Source organism: Sphingomonas sp. 35-24ZXX, assembly GCF_000786215.1.
Taxonomy (GTDB): domain Bacteria; phylum Pseudomonadota; class Alphaproteobacteria; order Sphingomonadales; family Sphingomonadaceae; genus Blastomonas.
The window spans coordinates 1-19,888 of record NZ_JROG01000010.1 but is presented as its reverse complement, the minus strand read 5'-3'; the positions used below and the strand labels follow the sequence as shown (position 1 = coordinate 19,888).

22 protein-coding genes and 1 tRNA gene are annotated in these 19,888 nt (G+C 62.3%); 16 read left to right on the top strand and 7 right to left on the bottom strand.

Annotated features, from left to right (window positions below):
* Positions 1–85 precede the first annotated feature (85 nt).
* Positions 86–1,294, bottom strand: a complete 1,209-nt coding sequence (locus LI72_RS17435) for an acyl-CoA dehydrogenase (RefSeq protein WP_052130174.1) — start codon at positions 1,292–1,294, stop codon at positions 86–88.
* 245 nt (positions 1,295–1,539) lie between these two features.
* On the opposite strand from LI72_RS17435, the gene LI72_RS20660 reads away from it, so the two are divergent.
* Complete coding sequence (locus LI72_RS20660) at positions 1,540–1,665, top strand: hypothetical protein (protein ID WP_269429446.1); 126 nt, start codon at positions 1,540–1,542, stop codon at positions 1,663–1,665.
* Here the strand turns inward: LI72_RS20660 and LI72_RS17430 are convergent.
* The gene (locus tag LI72_RS17430) at positions 1,655–3,187 is read right to left on the bottom strand and encodes a cryptochrome/photolyase family protein (protein WP_033927250.1); all 1,533 of its coding nucleotides are present in this window, start codon (positions 3,185–3,187) and stop codon (positions 1,655–1,657) included. The two genes, LI72_RS20660 and LI72_RS17430, sit on opposite strands and share 11 nt — an antisense overlap.
* Positions 3,188–3,337: 150 nt before the next feature.
* On the opposite strand from LI72_RS17430, the gene LI72_RS17425 reads away from it, so the two are divergent.
* The gene (locus LI72_RS17425) at positions 3,338–3,769 is read left to right on the top strand and encodes a DUF983 domain-containing protein (protein ID WP_081985225.1); all 432 of its coding nucleotides are present in this window, start codon (positions 3,338–3,340) and stop codon (positions 3,767–3,769) included.
* A gap of 3 nt (positions 3,770–3,772) precedes the next feature.
* On the opposite strand, the gene LI72_RS17420 is transcribed toward LI72_RS17425, so the two are convergent.
* The gene (locus LI72_RS17420) at positions 3,773–4,186 is read right to left on the bottom strand and encodes a DUF2147 domain-containing protein (RefSeq protein WP_231562519.1); all 414 of its coding nucleotides are present in this window, start codon (positions 4,184–4,186) and stop codon (positions 3,773–3,775) included.
* Positions 4,187–4,425: 239 nt separating this feature from the next.
* Here LI72_RS17420 and LI72_RS17415 point away from each other — a divergent pair, with 239 nt between their 5' ends.
* From LI72_RS17415 to LI72_RS17390, 6 genes are all read left to right on the top strand, one after another.
* Positions 4,426–5,742, top strand: a complete 1,317-nt coding sequence (locus LI72_RS17415; RefSeq protein ID WP_052130173.1) for a methyltransferase family protein — start codon at positions 4,426–4,428, stop codon at positions 5,740–5,742.
* A 179-nt stretch (positions 5,743–5,921) separates the two neighbouring features.
* Positions 5,922–6,497, top strand: a complete 576-nt coding sequence (locus LI72_RS17410; RefSeq protein ID WP_033927249.1) for a ferritin-like domain-containing protein — start codon at positions 5,922–5,924, stop codon at positions 6,495–6,497.
* Positions 6,498–6,603: 106 nt separating this feature from the next.
* The gene (locus LI72_RS17405) at positions 6,604–6,999 is read left to right on the top strand and encodes a c-type cytochrome (protein WP_033927248.1); all 396 of its coding nucleotides are present in this window, start codon (positions 6,604–6,606) and stop codon (positions 6,997–6,999) included.
* A 96-nt stretch (positions 7,000–7,095) separates the two neighbouring features.
* The gene (gene apaG, locus LI72_RS17400) at positions 7,096–7,494 is read left to right on the top strand and encodes a Co2+/Mg2+ efflux protein ApaG (RefSeq protein WP_033927325.1); all 399 of its coding nucleotides are present in this window, start codon (positions 7,096–7,098) and stop codon (positions 7,492–7,494) included.
* 12 nt (positions 7,495–7,506) lie between these two features.
* On the top strand, positions 7,507–8,319 hold the full coding sequence (locus LI72_RS17395; protein WP_033927247.1) for a LysR family transcriptional regulator: 813 nt from the start codon (positions 7,507–7,509) through the stop codon (positions 8,317–8,319).
* Positions 8,320–8,326: 7 nt separating this feature from the next.
* A complete protein-coding gene (locus LI72_RS17390; RefSeq protein WP_033927246.1) occupies positions 8,327–8,896 on the top strand; it encodes a GNAT family N-acetyltransferase in 570 nt (189 codons plus the stop codon).
* Here the strand turns inward: LI72_RS17390 and LI72_RS17385 are convergent.
* The 3 genes from LI72_RS17385 to LI72_RS17375 all read right to left on the bottom strand — a co-directional run bounded on the left by LI72_RS17385 (position 8,832) and on the right by LI72_RS17375 (position 13,081).
* Positions 8,832–10,139 carry a serine hydrolase gene (locus LI72_RS17385; protein ID WP_197051957.1) on the bottom strand — a complete coding sequence of 436 codons (1,308 nt, stop codon included), beginning with the start codon at positions 10,137–10,139 and terminating at the stop codon, positions 8,832–8,834. The two genes, LI72_RS17390 and LI72_RS17385, sit on opposite strands and share 65 nt — an antisense overlap.
* 105 nt (positions 10,140–10,244) lie before the next feature.
* On the bottom strand, positions 10,245–12,236 hold the full coding sequence (gene parE, locus LI72_RS17380) for a DNA topoisomerase IV subunit B (RefSeq protein WP_033927244.1): 1,992 nt from the start codon (positions 12,234–12,236) through the stop codon (positions 10,245–10,247).
* An 80-nt stretch (positions 12,237–12,316) separates the two neighbouring features.
* Positions 12,317–13,081, bottom strand: a complete 765-nt coding sequence (locus LI72_RS17375; protein WP_033927243.1) for a GcrA family cell cycle regulator — start codon at positions 13,079–13,081, stop codon at positions 12,317–12,319.
* Between the two features lie 68 nt (positions 13,082–13,149).
* Between LI72_RS17375 and LI72_RS17370 the strand changes: the two genes are divergently transcribed.
* Positions 13,150–14,028 (top strand): ABC transporter permease, encoded by an 879-nt coding sequence (locus LI72_RS17370; RefSeq protein WP_443018131.1) that lies wholly within the window; start codon positions 13,150–13,152, stop codon positions 14,026–14,028.
* A gap of 60 nt (positions 14,029–14,088) precedes the next feature.
* Here the strand turns inward: LI72_RS17370 and hspQ are convergent, their stop codons facing one another.
* Complete coding sequence (gene hspQ, locus LI72_RS17365) at positions 14,089–14,487, bottom strand: heat shock protein HspQ (protein ID WP_033927242.1); 399 nt, start codon at positions 14,485–14,487, stop codon at positions 14,089–14,091.
* Between the two features lie 181 nt (positions 14,488–14,668).
* Here hspQ and LI72_RS17360 point away from each other — a divergent pair.
* From LI72_RS17360 to LI72_RS19725, 7 genes are all read left to right on the top strand, one after another.
* Positions 14,669–14,758: transfer RNA gene (locus tag LI72_RS17360), tRNA-Ser, on the top strand.
* Between the two features lie 139 nt (positions 14,759–14,897).
* Positions 14,898–16,073, top strand: a complete 1,176-nt coding sequence (locus tag LI72_RS18735) for a tyrosine-type recombinase/integrase (RefSeq protein WP_052130227.1) — start codon at positions 14,898–14,900, stop codon at positions 16,071–16,073.
* Between the two features lie 14 nt (positions 16,074–16,087).
* Positions 16,088–16,621, top strand: coding sequence for a hypothetical protein (locus tag LI72_RS20130; RefSeq protein WP_156139686.1), 534 nt, complete (start codon positions 16,088–16,090; stop codon positions 16,619–16,621).
* Positions 16,622–16,927: 306 nt separating this feature from the next.
* The gene (locus LI72_RS20375) at positions 16,928–17,314 is read left to right on the top strand and encodes a hypothetical protein (protein ID WP_197051956.1); all 387 of its coding nucleotides are present in this window, start codon (positions 16,928–16,930) and stop codon (positions 17,312–17,314) included.
* Positions 17,311–17,544 (top strand): transcriptional coactivator p15/PC4 family protein, encoded by a 234-nt coding sequence (locus LI72_RS20370; RefSeq protein ID WP_033927240.1) that lies wholly within the window; start codon positions 17,311–17,313, stop codon positions 17,542–17,544. Before LI72_RS20375 ends, LI72_RS20370 begins: the two co-directional genes overlap by 4 nt.
* Positions 17,545–17,757: 213 nt before the next feature.
* Positions 17,758–18,414 carry a hypothetical protein gene (locus LI72_RS17340; RefSeq protein ID WP_156139685.1) on the top strand — a complete coding sequence of 219 codons (657 nt, stop codon included), beginning with the start codon at positions 17,758–17,760 and terminating at the stop codon, positions 18,412–18,414.
* A gap of 147 nt (positions 18,415–18,561) precedes the next feature.
* Positions 18,562–19,689, top strand: coding sequence for an acyltransferase family protein (locus LI72_RS19725; protein ID WP_197051955.1), 1,128 nt, complete (start codon positions 18,562–18,564; stop codon positions 19,687–19,689).
* Positions 19,690–19,888 lie beyond the last annotated feature (199 nt).

Sequence of the window (19,888 nt, the reverse complement as noted above, 5' to 3'; positions counted from 1 at the left end):
CGTGTGCGCCAAGCCTCCTGCTTGGGCGCACACGCTAGATCGCAACGGTTAACCGCTCGTTACTGGCCTGAAATGCAGGGGAAAATCAGAAGAATGCCTGAATGCCGGTTTGCGCACGGCCCAGAATAAGCGCGTGTACATCATGCGCGCCTTCATAGGTATTCACCGTTTCCAGGTTCACCATGTGGCGCATCACCTGATATTCTTCGCTGATGCCGTTGCCGCCATGCATGTCGCGCGCGGCGCGGGCGATATCAAGCGCCTTGCCGCAATTGTTGCGCTTGACGATCGAGATCATCTCGGGCGCGAACCGGCCTTCGTCCATCAGCCGGCCGACCCGCAAGGATGCCTGGAGGCCAAGCGCGATTTCGGTCTGCATGTCGGCGAGCTTCTTCTGGAACAGCTGGGTTGCTGCCAGCGGCTTGCCGAACTGCACGCGATCGAGGCCATATTGCCGCGCGGCATGCCAGCAGAATTCGGCAGCCCCCATCGCGCCCCAGGAAATGCCATAGCGCGCGCGGTTGAGGCACCCGAACGGACCCTTCAGGCCCTCGACATGGGGCAGCAGGTTCTCTTCCGGCACCTCGACCTCGTCCATCTGGATCATGCCGGTGGTCGATGCGCGCAACGAGAGCTTGCCCTTGATCTTGGGGGCGCTGAGGCCCTTCATGCCCTTTTCGAGGATGAAGCCGCGGATCGCACCGTTGTGCGCATCCGATTTCGCCCAGATCACGAAGACATCGGCAAACGGGCTGTTCGAGATCCAGGTCTTCGCGCCGGAAATCACATAGCCGCCATCGACCTTTTTCGCGCGGGTCTTCATGCCCGCGGGGTCCGATCCGGCATCGGGCTCGGTCAGGCCGAAGCAGCCGATCAGCGTGCCGGCGGTCAGGCCCGGCAGATATTTGCGGCGCTGCTCGTCGCTGCCATAGGTGTTGATCGGGTGGATGACGAGCGAGCTTTGCACCGACATCATCGAGCGATAGCCGCTATCGACCCGTTCGACTTCGCGCGCGATCAGCCCGTATGCGACGTAGCTGGCTTCCGCTCCGCCGAAATCCTCGGGCAAGGTCGCGCCCAGCAGGCCGGCTTCGCCCATCATCGGGAACAGTTCGGGAGCGTCGATTTCCTCGCGGAAGGCGTCGATGACGCGCGGTTGGAGCACGTCTTGCGCAAAGCCGCGCGCGCTCGCCTGGATCAGCCGCTCCTCTTCGGTCAGCTGCTCGTCAAGCAGGAAGGGATCGTCCCAGGTGAAGGGAATGGTTTCGGCCTTGCGGATGCTGTCGTGCTTCATGGGGAGGGTCTAGCGCAGCTTGGCCGGCGATCCAACCGCATTTTACGCGGCCAGGTTGACGTAAGCGTAAAGCGCCTGCGGTGAACCGGTGTCCGCTTTCGGCACAACGATGGGGTTAACCATCAATTGCCATAGGCAATGGTTAAAAATGCGTTAACTCATGACACATGCAGCGGCTTCAATTCTTGCGAACACCTTCCCGGCCCCATGGTTTCCGGGCCAATCTGGCTCCGCGAATCCTCAGTGTGACACCGGTTGACGAGCCCGAAGTGCTGGCGCGCCGCAAGCGGGCTCAGCGCAACGAGGAAGTGCGCCTGTTCGTGCTGAGCTTCACCGCCTTCTTTGTCGCGATCACCTCGTTCATCTGGTGAGTGAATCGAGAAAGCGCTTCGCGTCCGCGCGGATCGTCTGCTTGTCCTTGTCGGGGCGCTTGGCCCAGTTGCGATAAGGCATCGCCAGCCGCTGGTTCTTGCCCAGCACGTCCTCGTTACGGTCGAGGAAATCCCAGTAGAGCAGGTTGAACGGACAGGCCTTGGCCCCCGTCTTGGCCTTCACGTCATAGCGGCAATGGCCGCAATAATCGGACATCGTGTTGATATAGTTGCCGCTGGAGGCATAGGGCTTGCTCGCCAGCAGCCCACCATCGGCAAATTGGCTCATGCCCAGGGTGTTGGGCAGCTCGACCCATTCATAGGCGTCGGCATACACCTCAAGATACCATCGATGCACCGCGTGCGGATCGATGCCTGCGACCAGCGCGAAATTGCCGGTGATCATCAACCGCTGGATGTGGTGCGCATAGGCATGGTCCATCGTCTGGCCGATTGCCTGGCCCATGCAGTGCATGTCGGTCTGGCCGTCATAATAGAAGCCGGGCAGGGGCCGCGTGGCATTCAGCGCGTTGCGCTGCGCGTAATTCGGGCCTTCGCGCCAGTAGATGCCGCGCACATATTCGCGCCATCCGATGATCTGGCGGATGAAGCCCTCGGTGGCGTTGAGCGGCACCTTGCCCTCGCGATACGCCGCTTCCACCGCCTCGCACAGCGCCAGAGGATCGAGCAGCCCGCAGTTGAGATAGGGCGAAAGGATCGAGTGCCACAGGTACGGCTGATCGGTCAGCATCGCATCCTGATAGTCGCCAAAACGGGCGAGCGCATGCTTGATGAAGTGCGCCTGCTGCTTCTGCGCGTCCTGCGTCGTGCAGGCAAAGACGAAATGGTCGAGGCTGCCGGGATGGTTGCCGAAGCGGCGCGCCACCAGATCCAGCACCTCGCGCGTGATGGCATCGGGCGCAAAGCGCAGCGGCTGGGGGATCAGCAGCGGCTCGTTGGGCGGCGGCTTGCGGTTTTCGCTGTCGTAATTCCATTCGCCGCCCTCGGGCTTGCCATGCTCGTCGAGCAGCAGCCCGGTCTTGCGCCGCATGTCGCGATAGAAGAATTCCATCCGCAGCTGCTTGCGGCCCTCGGCCCAGGCGTCGAACTCGGCATGGGTGCAGACGAAGCGGCTGTCCTCACGCAATTCGACCGGCAGATCGAACCGGTCTTCCCATTCCTGCATCGCCGCCAGCACCCGCCATTCGCCGGGCCGGGTGGCGACGATGCGCTCGGGCGCATGGCGCTCGATGGCGCGGGCGAGCTCGCCGGTGAACGAGCCGCTGTTGTCGGGATCGTCGAGCCGGACATAATCGACTGTCCAGCCCGCTTCGCGCAGGGCGGCTGCATGGTGGCGCATCGCGGACAGGATGAACGCGATCTTGGCCTTGTGGTGGCGGACATAGGTCGTCTCCTCGTCTGCCTCCATCATCAGGATCACGCTGGTCTCGGGGTCTGCCCCCTCCAGCGCAGAAAGGCCGGGGCTGAGCTGGTCGCCCAGGATCGGGATGAGGGTTGTCATGGGGGATCGGGTGTCCTGGATGAAGCCAACCCTTATGATGGGGTGCAACGCACGACAATCAATGCGGGTACTATGCTATGACATTGCCGACCCCGATGCCTATCAGGGACACGCAATGGCAACACGGCCCTTGCCCACGGAAGATATGTCATGCCCGATTCTGCCCGCAATACCCCGATGTCCGCCGAAATCAGGGGGCAGAGCGCCTGGCAGCGGGCGCTGCGGGGGATGCGCAACCATTGCCCGGCCTGCGATCACAAGCCGCTGTTCCGGCGGTATCTGAAGCCCGTCGAACGCTGCGCTGGCTGTGGTCAGGACTGGACGCTGCACCAGGCGGACGATTTTCCCGCCTATATCGCCATTTTCATCAGCGGGCATCTGCTCGCCCCGCTGCTGATCGCGGTGGGCGGCCGCGAGCTGTTGCCGATGGGGGTCCTGGCGCTGGTGGCGATCATCGGTGCACTCGTGCTGACGATCGCGCTGCTGCAGCCGGCCAAGGGCGCGGTGATCGCGCTGCAATATCACTGGCAGATGCACGGGTTTGCCCCTGCGGCACCTGCCTCTGAAGGCGAGCGCGACTGAGCGTCAGATCTTGCGCCAGATCTGCGACTTGCACAGCAAGCCGCCCAGAATGCAGCCGCTGATCTTGATGCGACTAGCATCGAGCTGCTTGATCGTCGAATAATAGGTATCGCCCAGATCAGGCACGAACACGTTGCCGCGCCAGTGGCCGGGCTTGGTCTGGCGATAGTTGCGCAGCAGGCTGGTGCCGATGAGATTGGGGGTGCCGCCCGCGCTGGCATCGCGCTTGGCGAGATCGCTGGCCCAGGTGACCTTGCCGCACAGTTCCTCACCGCAGGGCTGTGTCAATACGCGCACATCGCCGGTGGGATTTTCCCATGTGCCATGGATGGTGTCCGCGCGCACCGGTACTGCGGCCATCGCCGCACCCATGCCCGCGATGGCGAGGCCCAGCCCCGCCCACGTGTATCCCGTCACCCGTAACTGCCCCAGAACCATAATATACCCTTTGCAACCCTTGGCCCGGCATCTCCCGTTGACGCCTGTCCCCTTCAGGGCTCAGGCCTCATGCCAGACCAACGGTTAGGCCACGATCGTGTTCCTGTGTCGAGACGCTTTTGCGTGCGGCGCTCAGTTTGCGACGAATTGCCGCGCGGCGGGCCGCAGTCCTTTTTCCTTCACCCTATCCTTACCAATCTGGGTTAAGCATAGGCACGATGTCCAGCCTCGTCCCTTCGCCGCAAGAACCCTGTCTGCCCAGCTGCCCGCCCAGCGCCGTCAGCCATGGCGCAGGCCTGATCGGCCTTGTCGGACTGTTCGGCTGGATCATGCTGGCGCGGCATTATGGCTGGAACGGACCCAATGCGGCGCTGGTGTGCTGCGTCGCGACCGGACTTCCGATGGTGGTGTGGTCGCTGCTGGTCGACAAGGTCCATCTGCGCCCCAGCACCGGCATTGACTGGTCGAAGCCGCGCCCCGTGCGCGATGTCATCGATGCCAGCCTGATCAAGCTCACCGGGCTGTGGATGACCTGGGCCGGCATCGCCGCGATCTATGCGGTCGCGCGCTGGTACTGGACCGGCAACTACCAGTTCTCGATGCGGGTGTTCATCTATGCCTCGCCGTTCCTGTTCTTCCTCTCGATCCCCTATGTCATCTGGATCGACCGGTACCTGAAGGACCCGCATGACGGCGCCTGGCACCTGGGCGCGATGATCTCGGGCCAGCCGGGCTGGGAGCGCGAGGCGATCCATCACCATCTGCGCGCCTGGGCGGTGAAGGGCTTCTTCCTCGCGTTCATGCTGTCGATCGTGCCGGGCGGCTATGCCGATATCGTCAACGCCAATGTCTCCGAGATCGCGACCAACCCGGTGTGGATTGCCAACTGGCTGATCATCGCGATGTTCCTGGTGGATGTGCAGTTCGCCACTGTCGGCTATGTGCTGACCTTCAAGCCGCTCGATTCCCACATCCGCACCGCCAATCCGTATATGGCCGGATGGGCTGCCGCGCTGATCTGCTATCCGCCGTTCATCATGATGGGCGACAATGGTCCGCTCAACTATCACGTCAACACGGCCGACTGGGCCTATTGGTTTGAAGGACAGACGGCCCTGCTGGCGGTCTGGGGAACCTGGCTGGTCGTGCTGACCGCGATCTACGCCTGGGCGACGGTCGCATTCGGCATCCGCTTTTCCAATCTCACCCATCGCGGAATCCTGACGCACGGGCCTTATCGCTGGACCAAGCACCCCGCCTATCTCTCCAAGAACGCCTATTGGTGGTTTGCCACGATGCCGTTCCTGGTGACCAGCGGATCGTGGAGCGACGCTGTGCGCAACACGGCGCTGCTTGCCTGCGTCTCTGCCGTCTATTACTGGCGCGCGCGCACCGAAGAGCGGCACCTGATGGCCGATCCCGATTATGCCGCCTATGCCGCGTGGATGGACCGCCATGGCCCGATCCCGCGCCTCATCGGCTGGATGACCGGGCGGCGAGGGGCAAGTGATTCGCTTCCCGCGCCCGCCGAGTGACAGACGCGCGCCTTTTGCGAACGATTTCGCGCCAAAATGGCGCTAAATGTCGATGAATTGATCGTTCTGTGCTCCATCGCACAATCGTCTGACGCACGGACGGGCTAATCTCCCCCACGCGGAAATTCACAAAAGCTGGTCGCCCGCGCGCATCTCAACCCCAAACAGGGAGATTTACGATGGACCAGTTTACACCCACGCGCCGTTCGATCCTGGGCACCACCGGTGGTGCCATGTTGTCTGCAGCCGCCATCGGCGTGCTGGGCGGCGCCAGCGCTTTCGCCAAGTCCAAGGGCGGCGCGACTCAGGGCGATGTCGATATTCTCAATGTTGCGCTCGGTCTGGAGCATGAAGCGATCGCGGCGTACTCGATCGGGGCAGGCAGCGGCCTTCTTGCAAAGCCCGTGCTGGATGCTGCCGTGCTGTTCCAGGGCCACCACAAGGGTCACCGCGATGCGCTGATAAAGGCGATCACCGACATGGGCGGCAAGCCGGTCATGGCCAAGACCGATGCCGAATATGCCAAGGCGCTGAACGTGGCTGCCACCGTGAAGTCGCAGAATGACGTGCTCAAGCTGGCGCAAAGGCTGGAGAAGGGCGCGGCCAACGCTTACATCGGCGTCATCCCGTCGTTCAGCAACAACGACCTCAAGCAGATTTCGGCGCGTCTGGCTGCGGATGAGGCATCGCACTGGGCCACGCTCAGCTTCGTTCTGGGTGAGGCACCGCCCGCCGCTCCACTGATTTTCGGCTGACAACCCCTCTTGCCCGGCCAGCGCGGATCATGCATCGCAGCGCGCTGGCCGAAGGGGCCGACAACAAAGGTGTGCAATGACGTCAAATGGATCGCAAAGGGCCTTGATGGCCCGGGTTCTGGCCTTTCTGGTCGCGGTGGTTGCTGGCACTGGCGCTATCGTGGCAACCGCATCGGGTGCGACATCCGCGATGCCAGCAGGCGATGCGACGCGTGGCGCAAAGATCTATGACGACAACTGCACCGGCTGCCATTCACTTGATGCCAACCGGATTGGCCCGGCCCATCGGGGTGTGTTCGGCCGCAAGGCGGGCACCGCGAAGGATTTCGCTTATTCGCCCGCGCTCAAGAAGGCAAAATTCGCCTGGGATGCCGCCAAGCTCGACAAGTGGCTGACCAATCCGCAGGCCTTCGTGCCCGGATCGAAAATGGGGTTTCGTCTGTCCGATCCGCAGCGGCGCGCCGATGTCATCGCCTATCTGAAGCAGGAAAGTGGCAAATAGGCTCGCCCGGATTGCGCCAGCAAATAATCGCGACCACCCCTTTCGCCAGCCATCGTTAAGAGGCATATTGTGGCGATGGACCGATTTTCAGACAGCATGGACAAGTTCTTCGGCCATTCGGCAACCACGCATGGCGTCACCGTGCGCGTCGCGGTCAGCTTCCTGCCCGACCGTTCGCGCGCAGACAGTGCCCGCTGGTTCTGGTCGTATCATATCCGGATCGAGAACCATTCGGACAGCGCGGTGCAGCTGCTCACCCGGCACTGGGTGATCACCGACGGACGCGGCGGCGTGCACCAGGTCGATGGCGAAGGTGTGGTGGGCGAACAGCCGCTGATCCAGCCCGGCAAGGCGCATGACTATGTCTCGGGTTGCCCGCTGACCACCCCGACCGGGCGGATGGAGGGAATCTACCGCATGCTGCGCGACGATGGCCAGCTGATCGCGGTCGAGATTCCGCGTTTTCCGCTGGTCGCCCCCGCGGTTGCCGATTAATCACCGTTCCCCATGAAGCGTACGCATCTTCCGCTCAATGGCTTGCGCGTGCTGGATGCCGCCGCTCGCCATCTGAGCTTTACCCGCGCGGCCGATGAGCTGGCGGTGACGCCTGCCGCCGTGGGCCAGCAGATCCGTGCGCTCGAGGAAATGCTGGGCGTCGTGCTGTTCCGCCGCACGCCAAAGGGGCTGGAGCTCACCGACGAGGCAGGCGCCGGACTCGATGCGCTGCGCGGCGGATTTCTGCAGTTCGAGGAAGCGGTGCGCGCGATGCAGCAGGGCCAGTCGAGCTTTCGCCTGACGATCGCGGTGCCGCGCGACTTTGCCGCCAAGTGGCTGCATCACCGGCTGATCGGCTATGCCGCCGCCAACCCCGAAATCCGCTATACGTTGGTCTCCGGCGACAGCGACATCGACTTTACCGAGGCGAACCTCGATTGTGCGATCCGGCTGGCCGATGGTCCGGCGGAGCTGGAAGGCGCGCAGATCGGCCCCGCGCAGTTCGTCACCGTCGCGGCCCCGGGCCATGCCGGCGATCGGCGGATCGAATGGCCGGGCTGCCAGCGCGATGCCGACGGGCAAGAGGGCGAGGGCTCCACCGTGCTGCAGGTCGCTGATGCGGGGCTAGGCATCGATGCTGCGGTTGCAGGCTTCGGCAGCGTCACCATTCCCTGGCTGCTGGCTGAACGCGACCTGACCGAAGGCCGACTGGTCGCATTGGGCGAGGCGCGCCCGTCGCGCCGCGCCTATTGGGTGGTCGCGCCGACCCCGCAATGGCGGCAGAAAAAGGTCAAGGCGCTGGTCGAGGCGCTGACTGCATCGTGAGCGGGCCGTGACCGACCTGCCGGTTCTGGCGAGCGAGCGGCTCGTGCTGCGGCCAGTACGGCTGAGCGACGCCGAGGCGCTGTTTGCCGTGCTGTCCGATGTCGATCTGATGACCTGGTGGTCGTCCGGCCCACATCGGACAGTTGAAGAGACGCGGGCCTATCTCGAGCCCGCGGCCGCGGGCGAATGGCGCAGCTGGGCGATCACCCGCACGGGTGAGGACGTCGCGCTGGGCTGGGTCAACGCGCACCAGAAGCGCGCCAATGTGAGCGAGATCGGCTATATCCTGGCCCGCTCGGCCTGGGGGCAGGGGATCGCACGCGAGGCTGTGACTATGGTCATCGACCAGCTGCTGATCACCGAAGGGCAACGCCGCGTCTTTGCGGATACCGATCCCGACAACCGCTTTTCCATCGGCCTGCTGACGAAAATGGGCTTCCAACTGGAAGGCCACCTGCGCGCCGAATGGGAAACGCATATCGGCGTGCGCGATACCTTGCTGTTCGGGCTGCTCAGGGACGAGTGGCTGGCGCAGTCGGGCCAGCCAGCTGATCGAGCAGGCGCGTCATCAGCGTGATGAAGCCTGGCTGATCGATCTCGGCCTCGCGATTGTTGACCAGCGCGCTGACGACATAGCGTTCGCCCTGTTTGGTTTCCGCCACGAAGCTCATCCCCATGATGCCGGGCTCCGACCCGCCCTTGTACCCCAGATACGCCCAGCGACCGGCGCTGACCGGCGGGATGCCGGGATTGACCTTGAGGATCGCGCGCGTCACCGGATCGCCATCGCGCTCCAGCATCGCCAGCAGCCGCGCGATATCGGCGGGGCTGGCGAACCATTCGATCGTGTCGATCTGGTTGGGCCCGCCGGTATAGACCGACAGGTCGAGCTTGTTCAGCCGCAGCGTCTCACCGGCCTCTTGCAGCAAGCGTGTCTGCTCGATGTCATCGGCGGCGAGGAAGCGATCGCGCAAGGCGGCATTGGCGGGCATTTTCAGCCCCGTCACCTGCTGGGTCGACAGCACCGGTGTCATGTCCTGCGGGCTCGCATGGCCGCTGGCGCGAACGATCGCGGCGAGCCGTTGCTGGCCGATCGCGGCGATCAGCGTGTCGGTGGCGCTGTTGTCGCTGATCGAGATCATCAGCGTCGCCAGCGTCTGCAGCGTCATCGGGGCATTGTCAGGCCAGTCCTGCGCGATGCCAGACGGGTGCGATTTCTGCGTCAGCGGCAGAACATCGCTCCACGCGCGTTCGCCTGCGCGCACCGCGCGGTCGATCTCGGCGAGCACATAGAGCTTGAACACCGAAGCGATCGCGAAGCGTTCGTCCGCGTTGCGGCTGATCAGCGTTTCCCGGCCCTTGTCGGTCAGCTTCTGCACGATCAGTCCGGTCCGTCCGGGCAGCGCGGCGATATCGGCGGTGATCTGGGCGAGGCTGTCGCCTTCGGTGCGCGTGCCCGTGATGAACAGGCCCGATAGCTTGCCGTTCAGCATGCCGATGGTGAAGGTGACGATGGACCTGTCGAAACGGATGTCGACACTGGCCGAGCGCGCATCCATCGGCCGGATAGCGACCACCGTCTGGGCCTCGCCATGCTGCGCCTTGAGGCCGGCAATGACCTGTGCGAGCTGGGCCTCGGGCACGGCGGCGACGAAGGCGGAGTTGAAGATGTCCGCCGACTTCGCCTTGCCCTGCAGCAGCGCGAGCACGCTGGCCGCGCCTTGGTCGAAGGCGGTTTGCGCTGGAGGGGGTGAGGGCGGCATCGCCTGGGCGTACACCGGAAGCGGGCAAACCGACATGGCCAGTAGGGCGGTGGCCAAGGTCACCATCCGTTTGGCCGAGATGCTGCGCAACGTCCCTCGACTTCCCGGCGTTGCCGGGAAGTCGAGGGACGTTGCGCTAGCCGCGCGTTCGAGCCATCCGCCTCAGGCGTCGATCGCTTCACGATCCACCTGCGCGGCGTGGTTCTGGATGAAATTGAAGCGGTGCTCGGGGTTCTTGCCCATCAGCTCGCCGACCAGATCCTTGACCGCAGAATATTGCTCGTAATTGGGCGGCAGCGTGACCCGCAGCAGCGAGCGCGAAGCGCGGTTCATCGTCGTTTCGCGCAGCTGGCCGGGGTTCATCTCGCCCAGCCCCTTGAAGCGGCTGACCTCGACCTTCTTGCCCTTGAGGATTGTCGCTTCGAGCTCCGCCCGGTGCGCGTCGTCGCGCGCGTACCAGCTCTTGGCCCCCACAACGAGCCGATAGAGCGGCGGCTGGGCGAGGTAGAGATGCCCGGCCTTCACGATCTCGGTCATCTCCTGGAAGAAGAACGTCATCAGCAAGGTGGCGATATGCGCGCCGTCGACATCGGCGTCGGTCATGATGATGATGCGGTCGTAACGCAGCTGGCCGGGGTCGCAATGCTTGCCGGTGCCGCAGCCCAATGCCAGCGCCAGATCGGCGATTTCCTGGTTGGCGCCGATCTTGGCGCTGTTGGCCGAGGCGACGTTCAGGATCTTGCCGCGGATCGGCAGGATCGCCTGAGTCTTGCGGTCACGCGCCTGCTTGGCCGAACCGCCGGCGCTGTCGCCTTCGACGATGAAGATCTCGGTCTCGGCGCCTTCGACCCCTGTGCCATCGTTGCTGCAATCGGTGAGCTTGCCCGGCAGCCTCAGCTTGCGCGCGCTGGTCGCGGTCTTGCGCTTGACCTCGCGCTCGGCCTTGCGCTTCAGCCGCTCGTCCATCCGCTCGAGCACCAGGCCCAGCAGCGCCTTGCCGCGTTCCATGTTGCCGGTGAGGAAATGGTCGACATGGTCGCGCACGGCCGCTTCGACCAGGCGTGACGCTTCGGGCGAGGTAAGCCTGTCCTTGGTCTGGCTCTGGAACTGCGGATCGCGGATGAACACCGAGAGCATCAGCTCGCTGCCGGTCATCACGTCCTCGGCGGTCAGCGTCGCCGCCTTCTTGTTGCCGACCAGCTCGCCAAAGCCGCGCAGCCCCTTGAGGATCGCGGCGCGAAGCCCCGCCTCGTGCGTGCCGCCATCGGGGGTGGGGATGGTGTTGCAATAATAGCTGTAGCTGCCGTCGCTCCACAGCGGCCAGGCTACCGCCCATTCGACCCGGCCCTTGCCATCGGGAAAGTCCTGGGTTCCGGCAAAGAAATCCGCCGTCGCGCATTCGCGGCTGCCCAACTGCTCGCGCAGGTGATCGGCAAGCCCGCCGGGGAACTGGAACACCGCCTCCTGCGGCACCTTGTCGTCGGATAGCTCGGCGTCGCATTTCCAGCGGATCTCGACCCCGGCATAAAGATAGGCCTTGGAGCGGGCGAGCGCGAACAGCCGCGCGGGCTTGAACTTCGCGCCAGCCCCAAAGATTTCCTCATCGGGCACGAAGCTGATCGTGGTGCCGCGACGGTTGGGGGCAGCGCCCACCTTTTCGAGCGGGCCCAGCGGCGCGCCGCGCGAAAAGCGCTGCGCATACAGCTCCTTGTTGCGCGCGACCTCGACCAGCAGCTGCGTCGACAGCGCGTTGACCACCGACACGCCCACGCCGTGCAGGCCGCCGCTGGTGGCATAAGCCTTGTCCGAGAACTTGCCACCCGAGTGCAGCGTGGTGAGGATCACCTCCAGCGCCGACTTGCCGGGAAACTTGGGGTGGGGATCGACCGGGATACCGCGGCCATTGTCGCTGATCGTCAGATGGTTGCCCGCGCGCAGCGTGACCTCGATCCGCGTGGCATGGCCTGCCACCGCCTCGTCCATGCTGTTGTCGAGCACTTCGGCCGCCAGATGGTGCAGCGCGCGCTCGTCGGTACCGCCGATATACATGCCCGGCCGACGGCGGACGGGCTCCAGCCCCTCCAGCACCTCGATGGCAGAGGCGTCATAGGCGTCAGACGCGGCGGCGGCTTTGGCAAACAGGTCTTCGGACATGGCCGAGCTATAGGGCGCAATGGGGCGCGCCCGCAAGCAGCGCGCCCGATTTATCCGCCGTTATCGTGAACGAGGAAGGATCAGCGAACCCGGGGGCCGCCAAAGGGCATCGGCGGGGGAGGGCGACGCGTGCCGCGGGGCAGCTGCGCCTGATAGGCCCGGCCGCAATGTTCCACGCAATAGGGGAAGCCCGGATTGACCTGCTCGCCGCAGAAATGGAAATCGGGCTCGCCGGGATGGCCCATCGGCCAGCGGCAGATGCGGTCGGTGAGGTCGAGCAGGCTGGTCTTGCCCGCGATCTCGGGGCTCGGCCGGGCAGGGACCAGGCGGCGCGGCGGTGCCGGCGGGATCGGTGCCTGCTGGTCGCCAGGGCCCTGGCGCAGGAAGCCGCCGGGGCCGACCGAAACGATGCGCGGCTGCGGCTTGGGCGCGGCGACAACTTCGGCCGCTTCTTCGCCGTCATCCTCATCCTCGTCATCCGGCTCTGCAGCTTCCACAGGGCGCGGGGCGGGGGTGGGCGCAGGAGCAGGCGCGGGCGCGGCGCGCACCGGCTTGGCCGCGACGGGTGCATCGACCTTGAACGGCGGGCTGTCGGCTTCTGCCTCTGCCTCGGGTTCCGCCTTCTTGGCGGGCTTGGGCGCAGCTTCCGCCTTCTTCGGTGCAGGCTTGGGCTTGGCCTCGCCGGGCTTGACCGGCGACGGGCGCGACTTCAGGCCAAGGCGATGCGCCTTGCCGATGACCGCGTTGCGGCTGACCCCGCCAAGCTCTTCAGCAATCTGGCTGGCGGTCAGGCCTTTTTCCCACATGGTTTTGAGCTGGTCGATGCGCTCGTCGGTCCATGACATGAAAAGCAATTCCTTCTTGACCTATTGGGGCTTGCCCGGTCTGGTGACCGCCGATAGGCGCATCCACCATGAACGATCAAGCACCAAATCCCCCCGCCAGCGCACCCGGACGCCCGATGACGCCGGAATTGCGATCCGGACCGGCCTTTGCAGAGCCGGGTACGGTCAGGATCAGCGCAATAAACTGGGGAGGGCTGAAAGCTCTCTATATGAAAGAGGTGCGCCGTTTCTTCAAGGTGCAGTTGCAGACCATCTGGGCGCCGGCGATCACCACGATGCTCTATCTGGTGATTTTCACTGTCGCGCTGGGCCGCAGCGGGCGCACCGTGCTCGACGTGCCGTTCGCCGATTTCCTGGCACCGGGTCTGATCGTCATGGCGATGATGCAGAACAGCTTTGCCAATTCCAGCTTCTCGCTGCTGGTCGGCAAGATCCAGGGCACGATCATCGATTATCTGATGCCGCCGCTGTCCGAGCTCGAGGTGCTGGTGTCACTGGTCATTGCCGCGGTCACGCGCGCATTTCTGGTCGGCGGTGCGGTGTGGCTGGCGATGCTGCTGTGGCCGGGCATCCAGGTGACGCCGCAGCATCCGCTGGCGATCCTGTGGTTCGGTCTGATGGGGTCGGTGATGCTGGCGTTCATGGGCGTGATGACGTCGATCTGGGCGGAAAAGTTCGATCACGCCGCCGCGATCACCAATTTTGTCGTCGCGCCGCTCGCCCTGCTGTCGGGCACCTTCTATTCGGTCGACGCGATGGCACCCGCGTTTCGCGCGCTCAGCCATGCCAACCCGTTCTTCTACGTGATCTCGGGCTTCCGCTATGGCTTTATCGGTACCACCGATTCGCCGCTGCTGCTGGGGGCAGCCCTGCTGCTGGCGATCAATGCCGCGCTCGGCATCGCCTGCTATGCGCTGCTGCGCTCGGGCTGGAAGCTGCGGTCCTGACCGTTCGGCAGGCCCTGACCGGTCGGCAGGCGGGGGTCTTGCCGCCCGCCAAGCTCGGCATCAGTGCATGGTGCGCAGGCGATAGCGCCCGTCGCTGAACGGGCCGAACAGCTGCGGCACGGCCGGATGGTCGACCGGACCGCCACTTTCGTCGCTCACCAGATTCTGCTGGCTGACATAGGCGATATAGCTGTTCTCGGCATTTTCCGCGAACAGATGGTAGAAAGGCTGATCCTTGGCGGGACGCAGCTCCTCGGGGATCGATTCGTACCAGTCCTCGCTGTTGGCGAAGACGGGATCGATATCGAACACCACCCCGCGGAAATCGAAGATGCGGTGCCGCACCACATCACCGATCGCGTAGCGCGCGCGCGAAACGCGCGGCATCACCACCGCGCCCGCTGAGGCGCTGCCCTGGGGGCTGTCGTCGGTGCCCGGACGGAAGGGATTGTTGCTCATACGCTTAATCTAAGGTGTTGCGGCGCAGCATACAAGCTTTCCGCTCTCCACGTGCAGGTTTCCCCTTGGCAAGCCGTAAAGCCTGCGCTAATGGCCCGCCTTCCCGCGGATCGACCACGCATCATGCCCCGCGGGAACCCTAATGGAACGCCAAGGCCCAGCGCCCTGGCCACGCCAGGCCGGAGAGGTGGCAGAGTGGTCGAATGTACCGCACTCGAAATGCGGCGTGGGTGCAAGCTCACCGTGGGTTCGAATCCCACCCTCTCCGCCAAGGCCCTGTTTCCTCACTAACCTGCCCCACCTCGAAACGTCTAAAATAGGCCGGTCTATGGGGCTATTGTGTTCCTGCGCCAACCTAGCTAACCCTACACAGCCCGCAGTGAGTGTGGGAGAAAGTGTGGGATAGCGATATGGCTAAGCTGACTGCGACCGGCATCAAGGCGATTAAGGCCCCAGGACGCTATGGCGACGGCGCAGGGCTGTATCTGTTGGTCACGGGTGCTGGCGCTCGCTCTTGGGCCGTTAGAGTCCAGAAAAACGGCAAGCGGCGCGATATAGGGCTGGGCAGCGCGGCCAAAGTGTCGCTGGCAGATGCGCGCGTCAAAGCTGCCATGGTGCGCTCGCAAGTCGAAGCGGGTATCGATCCGGTTGCAGAGCGGCGCAAGGCGGCTGGTATTCCTACTTTCAGGAACGCGGCTGCGCTTGTGCATGCCGAGGCCAAGGCAGGCTGGCGCAACGGCAAGCACAACAAGCAATGGCTGTCATCGTTGGAAACGCACGCCTTCCCCAAGATTGGCGACGTGTCAGTGTCAGAGCTTGACGGACCAATGGTGCGCGATGTGCTGGCGGCAATCTGGCTAACACGGCCGGAAACTGCGCGACGGGTTCGCCAGCGCATCGTGTCGATTGTCGATTGGGCAACAGCCAAGGGTTACCGTGAGGCCCCCCTGCCAATGACGACCATCAACCGGGCGCTCCCCAAGCAAAAGCGGTCTGACAGCCACCACGCTGCTATGGCCTTTGCCGATGTGCCTGCCTTCCTTGTCGATCTGCGCAACAAGGTAACGGTTGGACGGCTGGCATTGCAGTTTGCCATCCTGACGGCGGCGCGGTCTGGCGAGGTGCGCGGCGCAACGTGGGATGAAATCGATCTGGACGCCGCGCTCTGGACCATTCCGGCCGACCGAATGAAGGCAGGCAAAGGGCATGTTGTCCCGCTTTCCCCTGCCAGTATTCTAGTGCTGTCTGCTGCGCGGGCTATCCACACCGGCAAGGGAAATCTGGTCTTTCAGGGCCGCAAGGCTGACAGGCCGATTAGCGATATGACGCTAACGAAGGTGATGCGGGATATGGGCCTGACAGCCACGCCACACGGCTTTCGCAGCACGTTCAAGGATTGGGCATCGGAAACCACGGGCTTTGCTAATGAACTGTCGGAGGCAGCGTTGGCGCACGCTGTGAAGGACAAGACAGAGGCGGCATATCGGCGCGGCAACCTTCTTGAAAAACGTCGGATGATGATGGCTGCATGGGGTGAGTATTGCGAAGGGGCGAAGGACGGCAACGTTCTCCGTTTAGCGGTATAATGGCGGATACGGGTATGGACCTCGACCCAGAACGTCCTGAGCGGGTGCGAAATGCAGCACTTGAAACGCAAGGACGGCGCAGGATTTACAACCTCGAACGTGCGCAGCGCATAAGTCTGGATATCGACGAACAGCCGATGGATTTCACCGCTGAGACTGTGGCTGACATGCTTTATGTAATCGCGGCAGAATGTGAGGCCCCCAATCGTTCGTTGATTTACTCTGTCGCCAACGCACTGCTCGGCATCGATCCCCACCACGTGCTGATATTGAAGCAGAAGAAAAAGGGGAAATTTTTGCCCCCCGACGAGATGGAGTTTCTGCACTGGCGGCGGATAAGCTGGCTGCAAAACTTGGCAAAGCTAGAGCGTGAAGGGCTTGGGACCGAAGCGGCGGTTGCACAAATTGCTGAGACTTGGGGCGCAAGTCGGGCCACAATCTTTGCCGAAGTCGCAAAGGCCGAGGAATTTTACAGCATCGGTGCAAAACTGGACAAAGGCGGAGAGCATTTTGTGAATCCTCGTCCAGCCAAAAGTCGAAATGGCTAGACCGCTTTGTATCTATGCGAATCATTTTTCCCGCCTAGTAAGTAGGTCCACCCCGGCATTCGCAGGGGGTCGCAGGTCTGTTGCGTGAACAGGCAAAGACAAGGACCAACCTCTTATGGACGTTCAATCCCACCTGATAACGGTCGCAGATTTTCTGCGCCTCTATTCAGTTAGTCGAACTACGTTCTACCGCGAAGTCGCGGCTGGACGCCTTCGGATTTTGAAGCTGGGCACGGCATCACGTGTCAAGACCGACGATGCGGAACGCTGGGCTGCATCGCTCCCCGTCAAGGAAGGGAGCGCGCTATGATAAGCCTGAAAAAGCGAACGGGGCCGGTTGCGCCCGAACCCCGTTCAATCCCGACCGCTTCCACAATCAAGACGGCTGACGATTACCCGTATAGCGCCGATCCGACAACCCAGGATTGTAACCGACCGACCGCCTATCTGGCAGACACTGGGCAACTATGGCGTTTCAAGGGCAAGAAGGGCCGTGTCATGGCTATGCTGGCTGGCAATCCCGATGGCGTAACCCAATGGGACACCCTTCCTTGGCATACACGGCTGGGCGGCACCATCCACGCAATGCGGCAAGATGGGCTGGCAATCGCTACCGAACGCGAGGGCGAATATCGCCATGCGCGTTACCGGCTGCGGACGGCTGGGCGGCTGCTCGGGAAGGTGAAGCCATGACAGGCCAAATCCTGTTCGAGCAAAAGCATCGGGGCGATGTGTGGCGGCTTGAGATTGCCAGCTATCAGGGCCGCGATTTTGCCAACTGGCGCAAGTGGTATCCTGATGACGGCGAGTTGAAGCCGACGCGCACGGGGCTGACAATCCCCCTGCAACGCCTGCCAGACTTGTACGCGGCGCTTGCCGAATATCTGGCGGCAAATGGTGCGGCCGATCCGCCACCGTCGTAATTAAAACGGGAAAATAATGGGGAGCGGCTGCAATGGTCGCTCCCCCCTTTTGCCCTGCAATCTTGAAACTGACGGATGATACGCCAAACCCGGCCGTTTCTGGCTGAGATGAATTGCGCGCCAATGGCTGCAAATGCGCGCCGATCCGCCAAACCGTGAAAGCGGCACGCATCATGCAATATAAGAACTACGTCTTACAGTGCGCGCCTTCCCATGGCTGTTAGTGCCAAAGCCAGCTGGGGTGGACCACGAAATCGGGCCGACCGAAAAAGCGAACGGCTGACAACAGGCCAGGTCGAATTGCTGACGGGCGGCGCACGGCATTCCTGCACTATTGGCCTGCCGTTGAACCGCCATATCATCGTGCAATTCAAACTGATGGGCATAGCCGAGCGCGACACGTTGCCAGAGGTGCGGCATATCCTGAAAAAATCGGGCGATTGGATAGCGGCAAACGGCGGGCAATTCGCAGCCATCTGGTCGCGGGAAGTTGGGCCGGGCAAAGGTGCGCATCTGCACCTTGCCGCGCATATCCCCCACGCATTGGCGCGCGGCTATTTCAGGATGCTGCGACGCTGGCTGAGATTGCGGCTCAAGGTCGATAGATGGCAGGGCGGCACCATCCGGACCCGTCGCGTCGTCGGTGCGGGTAGAGGGTCGGAAATGGCCTGCAGCAACCTATACGCAGCTAATCTGTGGAAAGTAGCAAGCTATCTGGCCAAAGGGTCATCCCCGGCGCTGGTCGATGCCTATGGGCTGACGCATGACTATGAACCCGGCGGCATTGTCACTGGCAAGCGGGCAGGCACAACGCAGAACATTGGCCGGGGCGCTAGGTCCCTCATTAACCAGGGCAAAAACAGGTTTTGAGACCAGTACGCGTGCGAGGTTTCTGGATTGTTCATAAACAATATGGTGCAATTACGCACGTGCGTTCTAGATGCATTGCCTCTTCCGACACATGGAGTGAATCTCCGAGGGAGGGCTCATTGTGGTAACGAGGCCGACAGGGTATCCATGCGCTACAAACAACTCGATTCACTGCGAGGATTGGCTGCGCTTGTCGTCATAGTCTATCACTGCCTCATAACTCTACCTCAATACGGCTTGGCTACCTCTGGTGGGGTCGAAGCCACTGGCGCGTTGATTTGGATATTGGCGCGCACGCCCTTGCATATTTTCGTTGCCGGGACAGCAGCAGTCATGTTGTTTTTTGTGCTCAGCGGCTTCGTGCTGACACTTGCTCTAGAACGCGCTTCTTATGGATATTTCATTTTTCTGTCTCAGCGCTTCATTCGGCTGTTTCCACCTTTTGCAGCATCAATTCTGCTGTCAGCTTTTTTTTATACCATCGTTGAACCCAAACCGCTCGATTTCGTCAGTGAATGGTTCAATTTTGAGAGTTGGACCGCAGCGCCCACGTTCGCAGTCATCGCGGGACACTTGGGAATGGTCTTGTTTGGCGAACTGTACACGCTGAATAACGTAATGTGGTCACTGGTCATCGAAATGCGCGTTTCGATCCTCTTTCCGTTTATATTTTGGCTTACTCGGAAGCACCCGTGCCTGAGTCTCATGGCTTCTTTCGGATTGATGCTTGCGTCGCTGGCATTAGGCCGCTTGCATCTACTACCAGAATGGGTCGATAGCTGGCTGCTGACGGCTCGTGTTCTATGGCTCTTTGTAGCAGGTGGCGTGCTGGCACATAAGCGCACCCAAGTTTCTACTTTCATTTCAGGTCTGAATAAATTTTCGGTGAGGATGATATTCATTATTTCATTGCTAGCTTTGGGATTTCCAGCAGGAATTAACGTTACGATAGTATCGTCAGGGATTGGGTCAGTTCTGCTAATCGGACTGATAATTGCGTCGCCCAAAGATTTTCTGATTCTCGAATGGCGACCCTTACTTTACCTCGGTAAGATTTCATACAGTCTGTATTTGGTGCACCTGCCGATTTTGCTGATAATGGTTCATGCAGTCGCTGCGCCAGACCGGCTCACTCCTGTTCTTGCTGCAGGGGCAGGTTGCGCATTGCTGGCGGCCCATATCTTACATTTTGCTGTGGAGCGCCCTTGCCACCGATTGGCGCGAAAATTAAGCGAATCGAACACGAATTCGCATCAAGGCGTGAGGTCGGTTTAAGGCCGGGGCAGGATCGTTTGTCGAGACATCACGGAGGCAGCTTATGTCTATGTTCTTTGCATTGGTTGCAGCGACCACGACGGCTGCGCAGGGCGCAAACACCGATACGGCACCCGTTTCAACACCGGCCCGCAATGTAGCTTCGGATGAGCAGCGCAAGACATGCAAATATCTAGGCTGTGTTGACAAAAGGGATTCC

What these genes read in the sequence shown, in the direction of transcription:
- LI72_RS17435 (WP_052130174.1), bottom strand. Translation starts at nt 1,294, where the DNA reads ATGAAGCACGACAGCATCCGCAAGGCCGAAACCATTCCCTTCACCTGG.
- LI72_RS17430 (WP_033927250.1), bottom strand. Translation starts at nt 3,187, where the DNA reads ATGACAACCCTCATCCCGATCCTGGGCGACCAGCTCAGCCCCGGCCTT.
- LI72_RS17425 (WP_081985225.1), top strand. Translation starts at nt 3,338, where the DNA reads ATGCCCGATTCTGCCCGCAATACCCCGATGTCCGCCGAAATCAGGGGG.
- LI72_RS17415 (WP_052130173.1), top strand. Translation starts at nt 4,426, where the DNA reads ATGTCCAGCCTCGTCCCTTCGCCGCAAGAACCCTGTCTGCCCAGCTGC.
- LI72_RS17410 (WP_033927249.1), top strand. Translation starts at nt 5,922, where the DNA reads ATGGACCAGTTTACACCCACGCGCCGTTCGATCCTGGGCACCACCGGT.
- LI72_RS17405 (WP_033927248.1), top strand. Translation starts at nt 6,604, where the DNA reads ATGGCCCGGGTTCTGGCCTTTCTGGTCGCGGTGGTTGCTGGCACTGGC.
- apaG (WP_033927325.1), top strand. Translation starts at nt 7,096, where the DNA reads ATGGACAAGTTCTTCGGCCATTCGGCAACCACGCATGGCGTCACCGTG.
- LI72_RS17395 (WP_033927247.1), top strand. Translation starts at nt 7,507, where the DNA reads ATGAAGCGTACGCATCTTCCGCTCAATGGCTTGCGCGTGCTGGATGCC.
- parE (WP_033927244.1), bottom strand. Translation starts at nt 12,236, where the DNA reads ATGTCCGAAGACCTGTTTGCCAAAGCCGCCGCCGCGTCTGACGCCTAT.
- LI72_RS17375 (WP_033927243.1), bottom strand. Translation starts at nt 13,081, where the DNA reads ATGTCATGGACCGACGAGCGCATCGACCAGCTCAAAACCATGTGGGAA.
- LI72_RS17370 (WP_443018131.1), top strand. Translation starts at nt 13,150, where the DNA reads ATGAACGATCAAGCACCAAATCCCCCCGCCAGCGCACCCGGACGCCCG.
- hspQ (WP_033927242.1), bottom strand. Translation starts at nt 14,487, where the DNA reads ATGAGCAACAATCCCTTCCGTCCGGGCACCGACGACAGCCCCCAGGGC.
- LI72_RS18735 (WP_052130227.1), top strand. Translation starts at nt 14,898, where the DNA reads ATGGCTAAGCTGACTGCGACCGGCATCAAGGCGATTAAGGCCCCAGGA.
- LI72_RS20130 (WP_156139686.1), top strand. Translation starts at nt 16,088, where the DNA reads ATGGACCTCGACCCAGAACGTCCTGAGCGGGTGCGAAATGCAGCACTT.
- LI72_RS20375 (WP_197051956.1), top strand. Translation starts at nt 16,928, where the DNA reads ATGATAAGCCTGAAAAAGCGAACGGGGCCGGTTGCGCCCGAACCCCGT.
- LI72_RS20370 (WP_033927240.1), top strand. Translation starts at nt 17,311, where the DNA reads ATGACAGGCCAAATCCTGTTCGAGCAAAAGCATCGGGGCGATGTGTGG.
- LI72_RS17340 (WP_156139685.1), top strand. Translation starts at nt 17,758, where the DNA reads ATGGCTGTTAGTGCCAAAGCCAGCTGGGGTGGACCACGAAATCGGGCC.
- LI72_RS19725 (WP_197051955.1), top strand. Translation starts at nt 18,562, where the DNA reads ATGCGCTACAAACAACTCGATTCACTGCGAGGATTGGCTGCGCTTGTC.